Source organism: Nitrosomonas marina (assembly GCF_900111605.1).
GTDB lineage: Bacteria > Pseudomonadota > Gammaproteobacteria > Burkholderiales > Nitrosomonadaceae > Nitrosomonas > Nitrosomonas marina_A.
Map to the genome: position 1 here is coordinate 75,106 of NZ_FOIA01000015.1, position 18,343 is coordinate 93,448.

The 18,343-nt window shown below is 44.1% G+C and carries 18 protein-coding genes and 1 tRNA gene; 6 read left to right on the forward strand and 13 right to left on the reverse strand.

Features of this window, described 5'->3' with window-relative positions; translation table 11 throughout:
* The first annotated feature begins 26 nt into the window (after positions 1 to 26).
* Positions 27 to 629, forward strand: a complete 603-nt coding sequence (locus tag BMY62_RS08485) for a histidine phosphatase family protein (RefSeq protein WP_090658609.1) — start codon at positions 27 to 29, stop codon at positions 627 to 629.
* Between the two features lie 223 nt (positions 630 to 852).
* On the opposite strand, the gene BMY62_RS08490 is transcribed toward BMY62_RS08485, so the two are convergent.
* A complete protein-coding gene (locus tag BMY62_RS08490) occupies positions 853 to 2,373 on the reverse strand; it encodes a BCCT family transporter (protein ID WP_090658610.1) in 1,521 nt (506 codons plus the stop codon).
* Positions 2,374 to 2,588: 215 nt separating this feature from the next.
* Between BMY62_RS08490 and BMY62_RS08495 the strand changes: the two genes are divergently transcribed.
* Positions 2,589 to 3,404 carry an SDR family NAD(P)-dependent oxidoreductase gene (locus tag BMY62_RS08495; protein ID WP_090658612.1) on the forward strand — a complete coding sequence of 272 codons (816 nt, stop codon included), beginning with the start codon at positions 2,589 to 2,591 and terminating at the stop codon, positions 3,402 to 3,404.
* Between the two features lie 312 nt (positions 3,405 to 3,716).
* Here the strand turns inward: BMY62_RS08495 and BMY62_RS08500 are convergent, their stop codons facing one another.
* From BMY62_RS08500 to BMY62_RS08510, 3 genes are read right to left on the reverse strand one after another with little or no spacing between them, the layout of a single operon-like run.
* Complete coding sequence (locus tag BMY62_RS08500) at positions 3,717 to 4,160, reverse strand: DUF1841 family protein (RefSeq protein WP_090658615.1); 444 nt, start codon at positions 4,158 to 4,160, stop codon at positions 3,717 to 3,719.
* A gap of 48 nt (positions 4,161 to 4,208) precedes the next feature.
* A complete protein-coding gene (gene nth, locus BMY62_RS08505; protein WP_090658617.1) occupies positions 4,209 to 4,841 on the reverse strand; it encodes an endonuclease III in 633 nt (210 codons plus the stop codon).
* Positions 4,838 to 5,557 (reverse strand): RnfABCDGE type electron transport complex subunit B, encoded by a 720-nt coding sequence (locus BMY62_RS08510; RefSeq protein ID WP_090658619.1) that lies wholly within the window; start codon positions 5,555 to 5,557, stop codon positions 4,838 to 4,840. Before BMY62_RS08510 ends, nth begins: the two co-directional genes overlap by 4 nt.
* A gap of 438 nt (positions 5,558 to 5,995) precedes the next feature.
* On the opposite strand from BMY62_RS08510, the gene BMY62_RS08515 reads away from it, so the two are divergent.
* The gene (locus BMY62_RS08515) at positions 5,996 to 6,997 is read left to right on the forward strand and encodes a terpene synthase family protein (RefSeq protein ID WP_090658621.1); all 1,002 of its coding nucleotides are present in this window, start codon (positions 5,996 to 5,998) and stop codon (positions 6,995 to 6,997) included.
* 115 nt (positions 6,998 to 7,112) lie between these two features.
* Entirely contained in the window at positions 7,113 to 8,666 is a 1,554-nt protein-coding gene (locus BMY62_RS08520) for a M10 family metallopeptidase (protein ID WP_090658623.1), read from the forward strand.
* Positions 8,667 to 8,685: 19 nt separating this feature from the next.
* Here the strand turns inward: BMY62_RS08520 and BMY62_RS08525 are convergent, their stop codons facing one another.
* From BMY62_RS08525 to hemE, 4 genes are all read right to left on the reverse strand, one after another.
* Positions 8,686 to 9,450 (reverse strand): CPBP family intramembrane glutamic endopeptidase, encoded by a 765-nt coding sequence (locus BMY62_RS08525; protein ID WP_143058776.1) that lies wholly within the window; start codon positions 9,448 to 9,450, stop codon positions 8,686 to 8,688.
* A gap of 507 nt (positions 9,451 to 9,957) precedes the next feature.
* A complete protein-coding gene (locus BMY62_RS08530) occupies positions 9,958 to 11,274 on the reverse strand; it encodes a sensor histidine kinase (RefSeq protein ID WP_090658626.1) in 1,317 nt (438 codons plus the stop codon).
* Positions 11,255 to 11,944, reverse strand: a complete 690-nt coding sequence (locus tag BMY62_RS08535) for a response regulator transcription factor (RefSeq protein ID WP_090627399.1) — start codon at positions 11,942 to 11,944, stop codon at positions 11,255 to 11,257. Before BMY62_RS08535 ends, BMY62_RS08530 begins: the two co-directional genes overlap by 20 nt.
* Positions 11,945 to 11,999: 55 nt before the next feature.
* Positions 12,000 to 13,067, reverse strand: a complete 1,068-nt coding sequence (gene hemE / locus BMY62_RS08540; RefSeq protein WP_090658628.1) for a uroporphyrinogen decarboxylase — start codon at positions 13,065 to 13,067, stop codon at positions 12,000 to 12,002.
* A 415-nt stretch (positions 13,068 to 13,482) separates the two neighbouring features.
* Between hemE and BMY62_RS08545 the strand changes: the two genes are divergently transcribed.
* Positions 13,483 to 14,838, forward strand: coding sequence for a GGDEF domain-containing protein (locus tag BMY62_RS08545; protein WP_090658630.1), 1,356 nt, complete (start codon positions 13,483 to 13,485; stop codon positions 14,836 to 14,838).
* Positions 14,839 to 14,894: 56 nt separating this feature from the next.
* Here BMY62_RS08545 and BMY62_RS16485 read toward each other — a convergent pair whose 3' ends face one another.
* The 3 genes from BMY62_RS16485 to BMY62_RS08555 form a co-directional block, all read right to left on the reverse strand.
* Complete coding sequence (locus BMY62_RS16485; protein ID WP_256207512.1) at positions 14,895 to 15,029, reverse strand: hypothetical protein; 135 nt, start codon at positions 15,027 to 15,029, stop codon at positions 14,895 to 14,897.
* A gap of 367 nt (positions 15,030 to 15,396) precedes the next feature.
* Entirely contained in the window at positions 15,397 to 16,041 is a 645-nt protein-coding gene (ycaC, locus tag BMY62_RS08550; RefSeq protein WP_090658632.1) for an isochorismate family cysteine hydrolase YcaC, read from the reverse strand.
* 77 nt (positions 16,042 to 16,118) lie between these two features.
* Positions 16,119 to 16,976: a pirin family protein gene (locus BMY62_RS08555; protein WP_090658634.1), complete on the reverse strand. Its 858-nt coding sequence runs from the start codon at positions 16,974 to 16,976 to the stop codon at positions 16,119 to 16,121.
* A gap of 112 nt (positions 16,977 to 17,088) precedes the next feature.
* On the opposite strand from BMY62_RS08555, the gene BMY62_RS08560 reads away from it, so the two are divergent.
* On the forward strand, positions 17,089 to 17,424 hold the full coding sequence (locus BMY62_RS08560; RefSeq protein ID WP_090658636.1) for a winged helix-turn-helix transcriptional regulator: 336 nt from the start codon (positions 17,089 to 17,091) through the stop codon (positions 17,422 to 17,424).
* 54 nt (positions 17,425 to 17,478) lie between these two features.
* On the opposite strand, the gene BMY62_RS08565 is transcribed toward BMY62_RS08560, so the two are convergent.
* Both BMY62_RS08565 and BMY62_RS08570 read right to left on the reverse strand, forming a co-directional pair.
* Positions 17,479 to 17,700 carry a DUF1428 domain-containing protein gene (locus BMY62_RS08565; RefSeq protein WP_090658638.1) on the reverse strand — a complete coding sequence of 74 codons (222 nt, stop codon included), beginning with the start codon at positions 17,698 to 17,700 and terminating at the stop codon, positions 17,479 to 17,481.
* A gap of 245 nt (positions 17,701 to 17,945) precedes the next feature.
* Positions 17,946 to 18,033, reverse strand: a tRNA-Leu gene (locus BMY62_RS08570).
* Positions 18,034 to 18,343 lie beyond the last annotated feature (310 nt).

Here is an 18,343-nt window from a genome sequence, read left to right on the forward strand (position 1 = left end):
TTTTGTCACATGAGAAATCAAGCATAATGACCGAGACTATAATTGAATTAATCAGACATGGCGAGCCGGTCGGCGGTCGCCGCTATCGGGGACATGCAATTGATGACCCCCTGACAGAAAAAGGCTGGCGTCAAATGTGGAATACTGTCGGCGATTGTCATCACTGGCAACAAATCATCAGCTCCCCTTTGTCGCGTTGCCAGGCATTCGCTACTGCTCTGGGTAAACGGCATAACATTGACGTCACAGTTGAACCCAGGTTCAGTGAAGTCGGTTTTGGAGAATGGGAGGGTTTGAGTCACGAAATCATAAAAACGGATAGAATCGATGAGTATCATGCCTTTTTGCGGGACCCGGTTAATCGGCGCCCCAAAGGTGCTGAAGCGCTTGATAGTTTTATTCAGCGCGTTGTCGCCGCCTATGATGATACGGTCCAGCACCATAACGGCAAACGTTGTTTACTTGTTACACATGCCGGTGTCATTCGTGCAGTTGTCGCCCGTACTGTCTGTGCTGCTCCCGTTGGTCTTTATCGAATGAAAATTAACAATGGCGGTATAACACGCATCCGTCACACTGAATCCGGTGGGATTCTGGAATGTCTGAACGGCCAAATGACAGAAGAATAAACCACAGGTTTATAATCAGAGAAACATTTTCCGCACAAACATACCGATTCATCAATGCGGCAGCAATCTACAAACTCATTCCAATATGCGCCCTGCCGGACGGTCACTTTGTTAAACATATCAATCCCACCAGATGTAACTGTACAGGTAGTCCAGCATATCATTGTGCAACGTTATTTCATTATACAGCTGACCTAAAATTATCCATCATCAAGATTTGACATCATACTGATATTTTACGCAGTAGTTTTATCAGACCCGCACATCCAGTCAAAAGCAACAAGCTTTGCAGTAATCCTGCCGAAACGGATGCAGCCTGAAGCGCCTGAAGTCCGCCTGCCAGTAAGAGGACCGCGGCAGCTGCCCCTTCCGAGATACCCCAGAAAACACGATTAGCCACCGGTGGATTTGGATTTCCGCCGGAAGTGATCATATCATCAACAAATGATCCAGAGTCCGACGATGTAATAAAAAAAATCACAGCAAGCAACAATCCACCCCATTGCATGACTGCAGCCCAGGGTAGATGATTCAGCAGTGTATGAAGCGACATGGCGGCATTGTCTAACACCGGAGCTGCCATACTGCCGGTTTCTTTTTCTAGATAGATCCCTGTACTGCCAAACACGGAAAACCAGATAAAATTAATCAATGTCGGTACCAACAATACGAAACCGACAAACTCCCGCAAAGTTCGTCCTTTGGATATGCGCGCAATAAAAATACCGACAAAGGGGCACCAGGAAAACCACCATCCCCAGTAAAACAGAGTCCATCGCGTCTGCCAGTCGTTCTCTGGTCGTGTATCCAGCCATACGCTGGTTGGAACGAAATATTGAACATAATCAATAGCAGCGGTAAAAAAAGCAGTGATTTGATAAAAGGTAGGCCCGGTCAGAAAAACAAATAACAGAAAAAAAACCATAATCAGACAATTCAGGATACTTAAGTAACGAATCCCTCTGGATACACCACTAACTGTCGAAATTGTCGCGATTGCTGTAATCAGCGTAATGATCCATATCTGGTTCGTTACCGAGTAATCGGCATCTACGACATGATTCAACCCAGCGTTGATCTGCATTGCACCCAGACCGAGCGAGGTCGCTACACCAAGTAACGTTCCGACCGTACAGAATGCATCTGTAGCATGTCCAAGCCAGCCGTAAATTCTTTCCCCAAACAGTGGGTAGAGAAGCGACCGCGGCGCCAGCGGCAAACCGAAACGAAAATGAAGCAATGCAATAGATAGTCCGAAAATGACATAAATTGCCCAAGGATGCAGTCCCCAATGGAAAAAACTGAATTGCATGGCCTCCGCCTGAGCCTCCTGGGTTTCCGGTACAGCTGTTGGGGGATCATAATAATGATAAAGCGGTTCAGCAACTCCCCAAAACACCAATCCCATGCCCATACCGGCAGCAAACAACATTGCCAGCCATGCCGATAAGCTGAATTGAGGCTTTTCACCAGGCACACCCAGTGTCAGATTTCCATAACGACTGAATAACAGCCAGAAAGCGCAAATAACCATTACTACGGTTGCTGCAATATAATATCCGCCGAATATATTGGATATGTCATGCAGTAATGCGTCAAATAAGCGTCCTGCAGATTCACTCCAAATGCCGGCAAATGCAATAAGAATGATATTAATTGTCGCTGCGGTAAAAAAAACGGGCGGCAAAATTCCTTCACGCCATTCACGTAACAATTGTGTACAATAAGTAATGGTCTGGTGCATAGGTATTGAAGTACTGTATTGTAGTCAGACAGACTGGTACAAGATAACAGAGGACAGATGGCCAAAATGGCCCGTATAAATAGTGTAGCTGCAAACCAGCATACATTTATATGTTTTCTTCATATTCATTGTAGCTTGCTTTGCTTCCATTGTTAAATCCAGCAATGAGCAAGAACTGATACGAAAAGCATTTCAAAATAATCAAAAACACGGCTATGACGCAACGCATTGCATTGGTCACCGGCGCCTCAAGCGGTATAGGCAAAGCAACTGCAGAACTTCTTGCGAAAAATAATTATTATGTCTACGCCATGGCGCGCCGCAAAGACAGACTTGAAGCTATGCGTTCAAACAGTATTGAGCCGATTCAACTGGATGTAACTGACGCAAGCGCCATTGAAAAGGTCGTCAATTATGTCATGACTGCCAAGGGCCGCATTGACTTGCTGGTAAACAACGCAGGGTATGGACAATTAGGCGCTATTGAATGCGTTTCCATGGAAGCAGCTCACGCACAGTTTGAAGTAAATGTTTTCGGTTATGCGCGTTTCATGCACGCGGTGCTTCCGCACATGCGTTTGCAAAAATCCGGATGTATTATCAATATTGCATCGATTCTGGGAAAAGTTTCACTACCTGGTTTTGGCTGGTACACGGCTTCGAAACATGCGGTTGAGGCGTTGTCCGAAACCCTGCGTAGCGAAGTTATGAAATTCGGCATCAAGGTCATCGTCATTGCGCCGGGTTTGATCAGAACAGAGTTTACGGAAAAAGAATTTGCCTTGCTTAAAACAGTCCAGCACCCGCCTGCATACAAAAAATTGCTTGATGCTCTTCCCCGCCTTCTTGCCGGTGAACCCAAAGCACCAGGACCAGAGATTATCGCACAAGCCGTTTTAAAAGCTGCCACAACAGCTTTTCCACCCATACGCCATGCTTTACCCGGTGATTCCAAAACGGCAGTAGTGTCTCACTGGCTGCTGGGCAGTCGGGTCTTTAATTGGGCAGTACGCCTTAAGATGAAGCTTTGAATAACTGTAACAACTGAAATAGCATTATTTCTCTTGTAACAGAGAGCAGCAAACGCAAAAGTTTCAACAAGACCCGCGTAGAGGACAACTTCGCAAATAATGGTGTATTGGAATAAAAACTGGCCCGTAATTACAAACTCAATTAACAAACAATCACAAAACCACTGTTACAGAAATCGAAGCTTTGGAAACAATCAAAAACGGATACCGAGTATTCTGATACCTGCCTGGCAACAGGAATAACCGTTTCTTTAAAAGCTTTCCCGTTATTGAAGAATCACTGTTGCACAGTGTGTTGACAGATTCAGTTATTTATTTTTTAGACTGACCTGTTAACTGTCTATCCAGGCAGGAAAAATAAACTGTTGCATCGGGGGCAGTCTGATTACGCTGCGCCTGCCACAGCATTTCAGCCAGACATTCCATTACCTGGTGAGCCGCATCATGCTCATTTCCGGTCTGCTGTTTGAGTTGTAAGAAACGTTCACTTATACCAGCCGGCTGATTGATTGACAGCTGTTCCTTAATGGCAACATGCATGCTCAGATGCAAGAATGGATTGGTTTCCCCCATCTCCGGCAGATAATCCTTATCGCCGTAGCGCTCCACATCCTCCAGCATGCCATGGTACTCGGGGTGAAGTAATATGACCTCCAGAGCAATTTGCTCCAATCCAGTCAATATTTCCTGTTGCTTATATTTTCGCCAGGCGCCGAAAAATAGCTGGCGCGCCTGATTTCTTGTTGGTTTAAACATGTCAGAATTAATGCGTAGTCCTGATATTGCGACAGTGTCTTGGAAATATCAGGCTGTCTTGTCTTTATATTCACATAAATGATATATCACACATCGATTGCATTCAGGTTTTCTGGCTTTGCACACATACCGGCCATGCAATATCAACCAGTGATGTGCGTCATGCCTGTACGCCTTGGGAACGACTTTCAGTAATTTTAATTCCACTTCCAGCACGGATTTACCGCGTGCCAAGCCGGTTCTGTTGGCTACACGAAAAATATGTGTATCCACAGCGATGGTCGGTTCACCAAAAGCAGTATTCAAAACCACATTGGCCGTTTTACGGCCGACACCGGGCAATTGCTCGAGTTGCTCGCGCGTTCTTGGCACCTCGCCATTATACTGTTGCTCCAGAATCCGACAGGTTGCGAGAATATTTTTTGCTTTTGTTTTAAACAGCCCGATACTCTTAATAAAATCCAACAGCCTTTCTTCGCCCAACATGAGCATTTTTCGCGGCGTATCCGCCACAGCGAACAATTTCCGTGTAGCCAGATTGACACTTTTATCGGTCGCCTGTGCTGAGAGTAATACTGCAATCAACAATTCAAAAGATGACTGGTATTCCAGTTCCGTTGTCGGGTTAGGGTTGACAGTTTTCAAGCACGCAAATAGTTCCTGTCGCGTGGCTGAATTCATGATGCAGTAGACCGCGATTTTAAATTGCCTTCCGTACTCTGCGCACGAATGGAGGCGGCTCGCTCCAACGCAGCCTGAACGACAATCCTTTTGCGTATTTTAACTGTTTCCACCCTGTTTTCCGATGTAGCCGCCTTCATTCCGTCTACAATTTCCGGCGTCTGTTTTTTTTCCTGACTAAGTCTTTGCAACCTGAATTGATACCGTCGACGCGCCCTGTCCACTTTATCATCATATTCATTTTGCTGTGATTTGACTGCATCTAGCTGTGAAACATCAGGAACCATTTGAATACAATCCATAGGACAAGGGTCCAGACATAATTCACATCCGGTGCATTCACGGGAAATTACTGTATGCATCTGCTTGGCTGCCCCCACAATTGCATCAACCGGACATGAACGAATACAAAAAGTACATCCAATACACAGATTTTCGTCAATTACCGCGACAGACCTGGGTTTGGGATAGCCGTGCTCAGTATTCAACGGTTTGGCTTGAATACCCAGTAGCGCAGCTATTTTTTCGATAACAGTTGAATTACCTGGCGGACATTGATTAATATCCGCCCGCCCTTCTACAATAGCCGATGCATAAGGCTCACAGCCAGAAAATCCGCACTGTCGGCATTGCGTTTGCGGCAAAACAGCATCGATTTGCTTTATGAGTTGGTGTTTATACTTCAATGAAAACTCTCTTTCAGATTGTTCAGGCATGACTCCCGGAGCACTAAACCTCTTAACCGCTGCTAACAAATCCCGGCAGATGCAAAATGTCTAAATTATACAGCGATCTCCAGACATCGCGATTAAAAACCTGATCATTCCGTTTTCCAACAGGATTGAATCTATCTATCGTTTATTCAGAAGTCTACACACATACATACAATTGTCATACCTTACAAATATATTCAAATGAAAAACAATTCTGCAAATCATTGAAGAACATATTAGCTGCTACATATTTTCACCCAAAGAAATCAGGTGATATCGATTAATAGCTGCATTCAAATAATGTGTTACAGCTATGCACAAACCACATGATTATTTAAACAGAGGCTATATATGGCGTTTCTTTAAGTAATATCAACAAACTATCCATTGCTACACTTGCTTTCTGTCTTATTCACTTGGGATACAATGAGGAACACTATTATGACGAATGACAACATTAACCTGCCCAAACTTTCATGTCCGTTTCCAGAAAGAATCAGCCCTTATGCAAATGATGTTCATCATCATACCCTTGAATGGGTCAAACATTTTAGACTTGTTACAAACGAGAAAGCATTTGAGCGCTTGCGGTTATCCAAATTTGGCAGGCTTGCGGCACGCGCTTATCCGGATGCAGCATTGGATAGACTTGAAATCATTTCTGACTGGAATACCTGGCTTTTTGTAATTGATGACCAATGTGATGAAAGCGGGCTGGGCAAGCACCCTGACCGGTTGTTAGCCTTGCACGGTCGCTGCATTGAAATTTTATCCGGTTATTCAACGAAACCAAACGACACTCCGCTGATTCACGCTTTACATGATATTTACTGCCGTCTGTTACCGCTTGCCTCGAACTCCTGGGTGCTGCGATTCGCAAAAAGCGCCGCCGAATACTTTGAGGCGACGTTCTGGGAGGCACAAAACCGATACCATGGCCGATGGCCGGCCACTGACAGTTATATGCTGATGCGCCCTTTCAGTGGTGGATTATTTACCGATATAGAATTGATTGAAATTGCAGAAAACATCAACATGTCATGCCTAGCTCGCGCGCATCCACGCCTGATGAAACTAACTGCTCTGACAAACAATGTAGTGTGCTGGTCTAATGACATTATTTCACTAAGAAAAGAAAAGGCCCACGGCGATATGCACAACATGGTTCTAGTGCTGCAACGTGAGAGAAATATCAGCCTGCAGGAAGCACTGGATTTTGTTAAAAACCTTATCGACACGCAGATACAGCAATTCCTGATACTCGAAAAAGAGTTGCCCGAATTTGCTGACGTATGTGACCAGGACGTAAAAAAATACGTTTCGATTCTGCGCTCCTGGATGCGTGGAAATCTGGACTGGGCTCACGAATCTGGACGTTACAAAGCCTCGCAGGATGTAAATCAAAGTATCAGCCAAAGAACGTTCGCACTGTGCAGTGAATAATCCATGCCAGGATTGCGATCGGATACCAAGGGATAAAATTGTCTGTAATATTGTCTATATTGTTTTGAAATATACTGAAGCGATATAATCGTTATTTGGCTTTACTGCGCACAACATGCCAACGCCATTCTCATTCAGCAATATCATAGCCACCGGCTTTACGGGTTCTATTACTGTTGATGCGCTTATATACGGCTTTCGTTGGGAGAATAATGCAATTTCTTACAGTTTCCCCGGCGTACAATCTGTATGGTCAACAAATCCGTTCACTGGTTATGATCCCGGTGACGAACCATGGAGTCTTTCCTATGCGCCACTTTCATTATCAAACCGGTCCGATTTTGAGACCGCACTGCAACAATGGCAGAATGTCGCTGATCTTGAATTCGAGCTGATCAACGAAACGCAGAATACTGTTGGTGATATTCGTATTGCATACTCTCAGGTGCCCGCATTATCCTCCGCCGAAGCATGGGCTTATCTGCCAGCACAAGGAGTCTGGGGAGGTGACATCTGGGTCAACAAATCAAGCGTCAGCGCCAATCGCGAGTGGGCACCAGGTAATTATTCATTTTTAACAATTCTGCATGAAATCGGACATGCACTGGGTCTCACCCATCCCTTTGACGATCCCGCTTTTCCTACTGCAGATAATACCATGTCGTCCACAATCATGAGCTATGCTGCGCTTCCTGGCAACCAGGATTCAATCTTTGATTATTACCCTACCACACCAATGCCGCTGGATATTATGGCCATTCAGCATATGTATGGTGCAAATACAGATTTCCAAAAAGACAACAGCACAATTCTTTTCACAGATGATGAAACTTATCACGAAACCATTTTCGATACCGGTGGAATAGATACAATCACCTACACAGGCAGCCAGCACACCATAATCCAGCTTACGGCGGGCAGTGGTTCATATATCGGTAACGCTGTTCATGCAATCAGTGAAACCGAACAAATTGCGGTACCCAATATCTGGATTGCATTTGACACCGTCATAGAAAACGCCGCTGGTGGTATCAACGATGATGAGATTTACGGGAATCCATTTGACAATATACTGTCTGGTAACGCCGGCAACGACATTCTGGCAGGCCTGGAGGGTAACGATACATTTCTGGGCGGCACCGGTATCGATGAGGTTGTGTTTACAGGTGAATTAACTGATTACCTGCTGAACAAAACTACTGACGGATTCTCAATAACGCATCAAACAGGCACTGATGGTAATGACATACTCCTGGAAATTGAACGCGTGAGGTTTAATGATAAAGGGCTTGCACTTGATATTGATGGACACGCAGGCCGGATTGCCAAACTTGTCAGTGTTACATTTGGTGCCGATGCAGTGAGCAATCGCGATCTTATTCGCACTGGACTGTCTTTAATAGATAATGGAGCCAGTAATGAAGAACTCGCGTTTACAGCGCTGACCGCTTTAGGCATAAGCAGTCATAATCAACTCGTTTCACTGCTGTGGCATAATCTGTACGGGTTTGATCCTACACCAGACGAAAAACAGCCATATGTAACGCTACTCGATAGTCAACAGCTGTCAGCGGCAGACCTAACGATTTTAGCTGCAAGCACACCGTTAAATGATGAAAATATTGATCTTGTTGGTTTGATGCAATCTGGTCTAGTGTACAGTTTATAAATCCTATTCAAACTCGCAATCACCCAAAGAGCCAAACTGCAACCGCCTGACTTTCAAAAACCCCTTGTCGTATTAACGCCGAAACATCCATCATCAATGCCACACTGCAATGAACAAACACGCCCAGCCAGATATTGCGACTCTTTAAACTCATATAACCCAGAATCACACCGGCAATGATGGCTGCAATCGTTTCTGGCATGGGTTTACCGAAATGTATCATGCAATAAGGCACCATCATGAAGAAAATTGAATAAAAACCGAACCTGTGCTTGGTTCCGTGTAGCATGAATCCTCGAAAGAAAAATTCCAATGCAACAAACTGCAAAAAATAAAATAATTCCCAGACCAAAAACTTTGGAAACAAACTGTCACCCGGGGATACCTTATAGAACGGATACATTTTGATGAAGCTTTCGGTTGCTGAAAAATAATAAACCAGCGGTACCATAACAATCAGCATCCAGATATACAGTCGATAATATCTCAATGCTCCTTCGAAACCCGCTCCGTACTCAATGAAATTTTCTCTGAAAATCCATTTAATACAGATTGCCGGTAACGCTAGATAAAAAAAGACAATGACCGATGCCCAGTAAAGCGCCTGAAATAACCCTGAATCAGGGTGCATCAGCATTAATCGTTGTAATTTGATGGCCAGACCGTTAAAACCCAAATCCAGCAGAATGGAAACCAGAAATCTGAAATCACCAAAATAGTGCGTGCATGTCAATACTAGTGCCGTCGTCAAGCACACCAGCGTCACCTTGTAGTCAAATTGCAATATATTGTTTTTTAATGACCGGTATGAGTTTTTTTCTGTACTGACAAATGTTTTATAAACCGTTAATAAAAACCGCCTCATGGATAAACTTTATTGGATAGAAAACAGACTATCGTAGATTATATAATTGTCGAGCAATTTTCATAACTGATCATTTACTTCATTCGAAATAGATACAGCCAGGAAGCTGGATGAATTGCATTGGGTGGCTCTTGCCGGTGAAGCCAGTCATCCAGCCGGTCTCTCACAGGAATGTGTCCGAAAAGATGTTCGTATTTTGTCTCACTGCTGTCCCGTTAACTTGAAGCCAATGTTGTTATAACTTATTGAAATCAATGAAAAATTAAACGTAAAGATTTGTCTAAGACATGAGAATTGTTTGTTTAATAATTTCAACGAGTTAAACCCCTAAACGGGACAGCAGTGATTTTGTCTATACAGTTGCTGTGTAGACAATCTCAGGTTCAGCCACGAGCCTGCTGCATCCAAAACGTAGCGAAAGCCTGGTTACACCGCATTCAAAATTGTTTTGCTATGAGATGTCAGTTGCGAAGGAAACGTAATTCGAAACGTAGTACCTTTGCCTACTTCACTTTCAACACTGATCTGCCAGCCATAATGATTGCAGATTCGCTTGACAATCGGCAGTCCGATTCCAAGCCCTTCTACATGTGTAGTGCCACGAAAAAAACGTTCAAACAATAATGGTAAAAATGCAGATTCGATACCCATTCCCGTATCGGTTATCGACAAACTCCCGTGGCTATATTCAACACGTATAAAACCCGTCTCGGTATACTGAATTGCGTTGCGCAGTAAATTGGTCATTGCTGTATGCAGCGCCTGGCGATTTAACGGGACAACAACATCTGGCGCGATATTGACAATAAACTTTAATTTTTTTCGGTGTATTTGTGGATACAAGGGTTCAACGGCGTCATTCACGCATTCTGCGATCGCAACAGGCTCCATTACGCCAAGCGCCTGTTCACGAGCAAGAAACAATAATGCCTGCAGCTGTTCACCCATCCGTGTGGTAGCTGTTTCAATACGTTTAATTCTCATACGCACCTTGTCTGAAAGATCAGGTTCAGCATCCAGCAACTCACAACTCGTTAAAATGGTTGTAATTGGTGTTCTCAATTCATGACTGATATTGGCAGTAAATTCCTGCTCTCTTTGCAGCATACGTCGTATCCTGTTCTGATAATCGTCCAGGGCAGACGCAAGCTGTGCAACTTCCTTATCCATGTCTGCCTGCATCAAAGGGACACCCTGCACATCACCCGGCGCAAGTAATTTTACACGTTCAGCCAGATCTGTTACCTGATTGACAAGCATTCCCGCCAGCACATAACCGACAACGAAGGCAATCGCAACAACAGCCACCCAGGATAACAAAATCAGCATTCGTAATTCACTTAACCGCTGGTTATGTAATGCGATACGATATGCAACCAGAAATTTGACATCATCAATAGTCTGAACCAGCACGTGAATATCCTCGAAATCGTAGTATATCCGGTGGTACCCGGAATTCAGCCCACGGTAATAGGAAGGGATCTGCAATTCATCATCAACATGATGTATGACATATCCTTTGAGATGCGAACCAATCTGGGAGTAAAAATCGGAATGTTTTCGATAGCGATGCACCAAATGATCCATTTCCATCTTGATCACTTGCCGGATATGCGCCTCTTCAATATTATCTGAAGCGATATAAAGAATAACGCCGAGTGCACCTACTGTGATAATACAGAAATTCGCCAACGCGTTTGCAACACGCAGACGTAAACCATGTTCAATCCTGAGTTTGAGCACGAGAACTTAAGCAGTAACCGATACCGTGTACCGTTTCAATCGGGTCATAGCCGCCGGCACGCAGCAGAGCACGTCGCAGCACGTGCATATGGCTGCGCAACGTATCACTGGTCTCCTGCACATCCTCCCACGCTTCCGATTCCAACTCCTTGCGGCTGAATACACGACCAGGCTCACTCATCATTAAAGCCAATAACCGAATGCATTTTGGTGGTAGCTTGACGTCTTTATTCTCAAAACGTATTGAAAATGTCTTGGGGTCGTAAGACAGGCTGTCGACTTCGAGCAAGCGACTTGCCATGCGTCCGGAATGACGTTTGTGCAGCGCATTCAGACGCGCTTCAACTTCTTTTAAGGCAAATGGTTTTACCAGATAATCATCAGCACCATGCTCAAATCCAACCAGTTTGTCTTCAAGGGTATCACGGGCCGTCAGCATCAGTATCGGGGTATCGACGTTTGATTCCTGCCTCAGTTTTTGACACAGCGCAATACCACTCATTCCCGGCAACCCCAGATCAAGTAAAATGGCATCGAACTGCTGCGTCACTGCCAGATGAAAGCCTAACGCCCCATCGGCAGCGGCATCCACGCTGTGGCCGCGAGACTCAAGAAAATCATACAGATTGGCGGCAATAGCCAAATCATCCTCTATAATCAAAATATGCACTATGTCTGTTACCTTTTACTACCATTACCAGACCGCTAATAACGTTTCACCAATATTATGATGCACTATGAAATTTGCGGCTTAGTGTATGCACTGCTTCAACCAGAGCACCAGCATGCTCAGGCGGTGTAAATTGGGAGATACCATGTCCCAGGTTGAATACGTGACCGCTGCCGCTGCCATAACTTGCTAATATTTTCTCAACTTCTTTGACGATCACCTGTGGCGAAGAGAATAATACCGATGGATCCAGGTTACCCTGCAAGGCCACCTTTTCACCAACCTGCTTGCGCGCTTCACCAATGTCAATCGTCCAGTCAAGGCCCACTGCATCACAACCGATATCCGCAATCGCTTTCAACCACAAACCACCGCCTTTTGTAAAAACGATGCTGGGAACAGGCATACCTTCACTCTCCCGCTTGAGACCATCAATGATTTGACGCATATAATGAAGAGAAAATTCCCGATACGCAGAATGTGACAATGCGCCGCCCCAGGTATCAAAAATCATCACGGCCTGAGCTCCTGAATCAATCTGCGCATTCAAATACGCTGTTACGGCCTGCGCATTCTTTTCCAGTATTTGATGCAACAATTCAGGGCTGTTATACAACATTGTTTTAATTTCGCGGAAATCTGTGCCGCCGCGTCCCTCGATCATATAGCAAGCGAGCGTAAACGGGCTGCCGGAAAATCCGATTAACGGCACCCGGCCATTCAGTGCCTTGCGTATTTCGGATACAGCATCCATCACATATTGCAATTCATCGCCCGGGTCAGGTATTTTTAAAGCCTGAATACTCGCTTCGTCGCGCAGGGGACGCTCGAACATCGGTCCTTCGCCTTGTGCAAAAAAAAGGCCCAGCCCCATTGCATCCGGTATAGTCAGAATATCCGAAAATAATATGGCCGCATCTAACGGAAATCGCTCAAGCGGCTGTAAAGTTACCTCTGTCGCCAGTGCTGGCGTTTTGCACAGAGAGAGAAAATCACCAGCCCGCGCGCGTGTTTCATTGTATTCGGGCAGATAGCGTCCAGCCTGGCGCATCATCCAAATGGGTGTGTATTCTACGGGTTGTTTGAGTAAAGCTCGTAAAAACGTATGATTAGTAGTCTTCATGAATCTGTCTACATGATATATTTTTGTTATTTAATTAGTTATTATCCAGCAACACAGCTGAAAGCATTTCCACGCTACTTACTAGTAAGTAGCACAATTGAATTTATCCGTTTGACAGCGAGTCACGAATATGCGAAACAAACTTTCTTAAAAGCCAGCTATTCAAAGGCTTTATGATACCAGTGTATAAAGCATAGGTACATTGACATTTTGACTAATACCCATACCATGGAGTCAATATGCCTCGTTTTGTTCAGGTTTTCATTTCACTTCGGTATAAAAGCTATAGAATCTAACATTATGCAATTGACAGAAACCAATGTTCGCTGCGCTCGATTAAAATTATCAAAATTTGATCGGTTTCGTTATTTTGCAGACAACAGGTTTAACAACTTTAATAGCTGTGAAAATCCACATGGATTCCTTCGGTCACCAATTAGAACAGCAAAATAACGAACGCCTGGCTGGGCTTTTTTTTGCACAGACTGTTTGCGTGGTTTTGGCGGGTGGCATTGCCATTGTCACGCTGTGTGGCTGGATGATACCTGCTATTGCTTTAAAATTGCCCTATGGCTGGTGGTTGATGACCCAAAATACTGCGTTGTCCATCCTGATCAGCGCACTCGCCATCATTTTGATCCGAAACGACTCGAATATTCTGGTTATCCGATTTTGCGGGCTCGCTGTTATCATTTTCACAACGTTCGCATTATATGGCTACATCAACGGACAATCGATTGCCTTTGAATCAATCAAAATACAGGGTAGTTTGACTGAGCTATCCGACCAGGTACCCATTCACAGCATTATTTTTTTCTATTTGTATGGCGCTTCAATCATCGTTGCAAAAAAAGAAAAGAACCAGAAGCATTGTAATAACACTCGTGATTTTTTGACACTGCTGTTGATTGGAATGGTGCTGGTTATCTTCTCTGGTTATCTTTTTTCAGCTACAAGTTTATATAGCCACTCTACTGAAACGCTTGTTTCATATCATACTTTTATTTGTATGTGTTTATTGACATTCACAAACTTTGTTCGCGGTGTTGACGGTGGAATATTCTCATTATTCCTGGGTTCCGGAATCGGAAGCTACACAGCCAGAGTGGCTTTACCATGGGCGATAATGGGCCCGTTTTTTGTTATCAGCGCCATCAACTATTTTTTAGATCCAAGAGGCGCCTCTCAAGAAATTCAAATTGCATTGTCGGCAACGCTGTTATCACTAATGTTCTTTTTTATCATTTTGTGGTTATCCAACAAAATCAGTCACCTGGAAAATGATTTGCGTACACTCGCGCTGACCGACGAAATGACCGGTCTCTATAACCTTCGTGCTTTCTGCATTTTGGGCAAACAGGCTTTCCTGGAAAGCCTGCGTAACGACACAGTACTAACATTGCTGTATTTTGATCTGGACGGATTAAAAAAAATCAATGACACCCAGGGACATCAGGTCGGTTCTGATATGATTGTTGAATTTGCAAATCTATTGAAGACGAACTTCCGCCGTAATGAAACCATAGCCCGTATTGGCGGCGATGAATTTGTTGTACTGAGTAAGAATCAAGAAGTAGACACAGCAGCAAAAAGACTGGCAGATGCCGTTAATGCTGCTAACGCACGTAATAATAAACGCTACCGCATCAGTTACAGCGAAGGAAAGATAATCGGAAAAGCAGAAAATTTTGGTTCTCTGGATGACTTACTAACTCAGGCAGATGTGTTGATGTATGAAAATAAAAAAAGAAAAAAGCTCCTGTCCTCATAATTTGAAGCTCTACTATTCATTCCATTTATACACTGTATTATAAGCGCTGCCGTCAGTTACAACTCAATACGGATTCGCTCAATCACATCCCTGACGAGTTCTAGTTCATCGATCAATTCTACAATCCTGCTATCCGGTATCAAGCCATCTGCAACATCATCTATATCTTCAACAAAACACTCTGTATTCATTGCAGTTCACCTCCGCAATTATTGACTAAACTGAAGTGATATTAAATCGTAAATTTTCTTAAATACAAAGTAAAGACACGTTTCGCTTTACCCCATATTTCTAAAAATAGAAGATACAGAACCTTTACGATGATCTGAACAAGGGCTGTATCAAAAAAATCTTTCCCGTACACGGAAAATGCCACGGTCATATTCATGAGGTGGAGAAAATTTTGTTTGACCGGCTCGATACAATGTTTGGGAATGGCTTTATACAAGCCACATCAGAGTAGAACACCAAATTTAATAAGCTTGTTTTTTAACGCTCTGAGGAGATTAGCATAGTTAGTGACAGGCATTTTCCCCTGTCACTCCTGACTATGAGCGCCTAAGTCCTGGCTTTATGCGCTTCCAGCATTGCTTCGTAGCTCTGAATGAGACAACGATAAGCGGGAAGATAATTGGAAAATATTGTTGCTAATCCTTCCACATCATTTCGCCAGTCACGGTGCAATTCACACGCTACGCCAAACCAGCTCATGAGCTGCGCACCTGCTGCTTCCATACGTGACCAGGCGGCGTCGCGGGTTGTCTGGTTGAATGTGCCCGAGGCATCGGTCACAACAAAGACCTCAAACCCTTCTTCCAGGGCAGAAAGGGCAGGAAAAGCCACGCACACTTCCGTGACAATACCGGCGATCAAGAGTTGTTTCTTCCCGGTGGCCTTTACAGCTTGAACAAAATCATCATTGTCCCAGGCATTGATCTGACCGGGGCGGGCAATATAAGGCGCATCAGGAAACATTGCCTTAATTTCAGGGACAAGCGGACCGTTCGGGCCATCTTCAAAACTGGTTGTCAAAATGGTCGGCAGGTTAAAATATTTTGCGCTATCGGCCAGCGCCAGGACATTATTCTTAAAATCGTCCGGTGAAAAATCTTTCACCAGGTTGGTTAATCCGCTTTGGTGATCGACAAGCAAGACAGCCGCATTATTTTTATCAAGCCGGTTGTATTTGAAATTTTTAGCCATAAATTTTTCCTCTTTTCTTGGAGTTGAAAAAGTGGACTTCATTGCAACAAAGAAGCCTGGATGCTGGATGGATAAGTTTAAAAACGTCCGGCAGCATAATCGGCCATCGCTGTACGGATTTCACCCTCAGTATTCATAACGAATGGGCCACGGCCAACGATTGGCTCATCAATCGGTTCGCCGCCCATCAGCAGCGCCACTGAATCCTCCTGTGTTTCCAGAGAGACCGTATCGCCTTCACGCTCGAGCAGTACCAGCTCTTTTGCGCCAAGCGGTTTTTCACCGTTCACAATCACCTTGCCGGATAATACGAGCAGGGACGTATTGTGACCTTCCGGCACAGCCAGATCAGTTTTATGCCCGGATTTTAAGCGCATATCCCACACATTGATCGGCGTAAACGTTTTTGCCGCGCCTTGTGCATGACCATACTCTCCCGCAATCAGGCGAAGAGTGCCAGCATCATCCGGAAAACTGATAACCGGAATTGTGTCGGAAATAATTTCCTGATAATGCGGTTCGCTCATTTTATCCTTGGCGGGTAAATTCACCCATAGCTGAATCATTTCAAGTGTGCCGCCGTTACCTGTAAATTCCCGGCTGTGCATCTCTTCATGCAATATGCCCCGTCCAGCAGTCATCCATTGGACGTCGCCGGGGCCGATTTTGCCTGAATTTCCAGCATTGTCGCTATGTTCAACTTCACCCTGATAAACGATAGTTACCGTTTCAAATCCACGGTGTGGGTGTTGTTCTACTCCCCGAGGTTTATCCGAAGGCTCAAAATCTGCGGGGCCCGCATAATCCAGTAGTAAAAAAGGGCTGATTTCTTTTCCTTGTGCACCGTAGGAGTACATGGTGTTTACAGGGAATCCATCCCCGACCCAATGCCTGCCTGCTCCATGAATGATGCGTATGATTTTCTTTACTTTCATGGCATTTCTCCTTTGTCTCCAAGATAGTCAGACTATATAATGTATACGTTATCTTTAACAAGTACGTACAAAAAGGATACTGTAAATCAGTAGTTCAAAGGGAGAACTGTCTATGCGCAAAAAAGAGGTTTTTTGCCCTGTAGAAACAACATTATCAATAATTTCCGGAAAATGGAAAGTCATGATTATTCATTATCTTTTGGAAGGCGCTAAACGATTTAATCAGTTGCAGCGGGATTTGAATGGGATTACGCACCGGACACTGAGTAAACAACTTAAAGAAATGGAAGCAGACGGCTTAATCGTCCGCACTAACTATGGTGAAATTCCGCCAAGGGTTGAATATAGCCTTTCACCCCTTGGCAAGTCGTTAAATTCCGTTTTGTCATCAATGCATGAATGGGGGGAACAGTACGGCGAACATGTTGTGTCAAGGGATGCAAAGTAATACCCGGTTTGTTTGAACCAGACTGGCTATCCCGGCCATGTTTCTGAAAATTATCTATAAATCCACAAGGACTTTAAATCCGCCGTAAGTCATACGAGAGGGATCGAACGGCATATTATTTTCATCGCAGGCATCTTTCATGCGCGGGTCGTCCATCACTTTTTTGTTCACTTCGTCCCGGTGTTCGCGGGATTTATAAACAATAAAGGCAAAAATAACGGTTTCCCCGTCTTTTGCTCCCGCCAGTTCGCCGAACTGCTGTTGATACGCCAGTATTTACCGCTTGATTTGATCAGCAAATATAGTCCGGCAGCGTCACTTAGTTGTAAGGTTTATCTTTAAATTTGTCTTGACGAACTGCGGTATCTGTCAGCATTTGATGACACCTCACTAATCAGAAGCACCGACAAATTGATGGTACGTCAAAGGATTTTATGCGATGTTATGAGGCAAGAGATACTCCATAAAACTCAATAAATACAATAAATTTGTCTTATATGAGGCCTTATGAAACTCAAAATTGGTGCCCGGGGCCGGAGTCGAACCGGCACGGACGCAATGTCCGAGGGATTTTAAGTCCCTTGTGTCTACCAATTTCACCACCCGGGCATATAAACATATAAATTACAATAACTTGAAGCTATAACTATCAAGTAATTTCTGAAGATTATAACCTGAAAAAAATTGTAATAGTAGCGTCAAATTACTATTTGCATGGCTCACCACAGATTTCAATACGTTTATCTCGCTTTTCTGCATTAACAAGAAGGAATCGGCAATAAGTCACGTGTAGTGAACTGGTTGACTTGGATTAGTTTCATCTAAAGGGCATATCTAAAAATTGCGATTACAAAACGAAGCAAGTCTGGAAGTGAAGTTATTTTTCCTGGTTAGTGTATAATAACATTTTGTTTATTAT

Coding starts and splice junctions, on each gene's coding strand:
- BMY62_RS08520 (WP_090658623.1), top strand. CDS start 7,113: ATGCCAACGCCATTCTCATTCAGCAATATCATAGCCACCGGCTTTACG.
- BMY62_RS08495 (WP_090658612.1), top strand. CDS start 2,589: ATGACGCAACGCATTGCATTGGTCACCGGCGCCTCAAGCGGTATAGGC.
- BMY62_RS08485 (WP_090658609.1), top strand. CDS start 27: ATGACCGAGACTATAATTGAATTAATCAGACATGGCGAGCCGGTCGGC.
- BMY62_RS08515 (WP_090658621.1), top strand. CDS start 5,996: ATGACGAATGACAACATTAACCTGCCCAAACTTTCATGTCCGTTTCCA.
- BMY62_RS16485 (WP_256207512.1), bottom strand. CDS start 15,029: ATGAATACAGAGTGTTTTGTTGAAGATATAGATGATGTTGCAGATGGC.
- hemE (WP_090658628.1), bottom strand. CDS start 13,067: ATGAAGACTACTAATCATACGTTTTTACGAGCTTTACTCAAACAACCC.
- BMY62_RS08490 (WP_090658610.1), bottom strand. CDS start 2,373: ATGCACCAGACCATTACTTATTGTACACAATTGTTACGTGAATGGCGT.
- nth (WP_090658617.1), bottom strand. CDS start 4,841: ATGAATTCAGCCACGCGACAGGAACTATTTGCGTGCTTGAAAACTGTC.
- BMY62_RS08545 (WP_090658630.1), top strand. CDS start 13,483: ATGGATTCCTTCGGTCACCAATTAGAACAGCAAAATAACGAACGCCTG.
- BMY62_RS08510 (WP_090658619.1), bottom strand. CDS start 5,557: ATGCCTGAACAATCTGAAAGAGAGTTTTCATTGAAGTATAAACACCAA.
- BMY62_RS08560 (WP_090658636.1), top strand. CDS start 17,089: ATGCGCAAAAAAGAGGTTTTTTGCCCTGTAGAAACAACATTATCAATA.
- BMY62_RS08555 (WP_090658634.1), bottom strand. CDS start 16,976: ATGAAAGTAAAGAAAATCATACGCATCATTCATGGAGCAGGCAGGCAT.
- BMY62_RS08500 (WP_090658615.1), bottom strand. CDS start 4,160: ATGTTTAAACCAACAAGAAATCAGGCGCGCCAGCTATTTTTCGGCGCC.
- ycaC (WP_090658632.1), bottom strand. CDS start 16,041: ATGGCTAAAAATTTCAAATACAACCGGCTTGATAAAAATAATGCGGCT.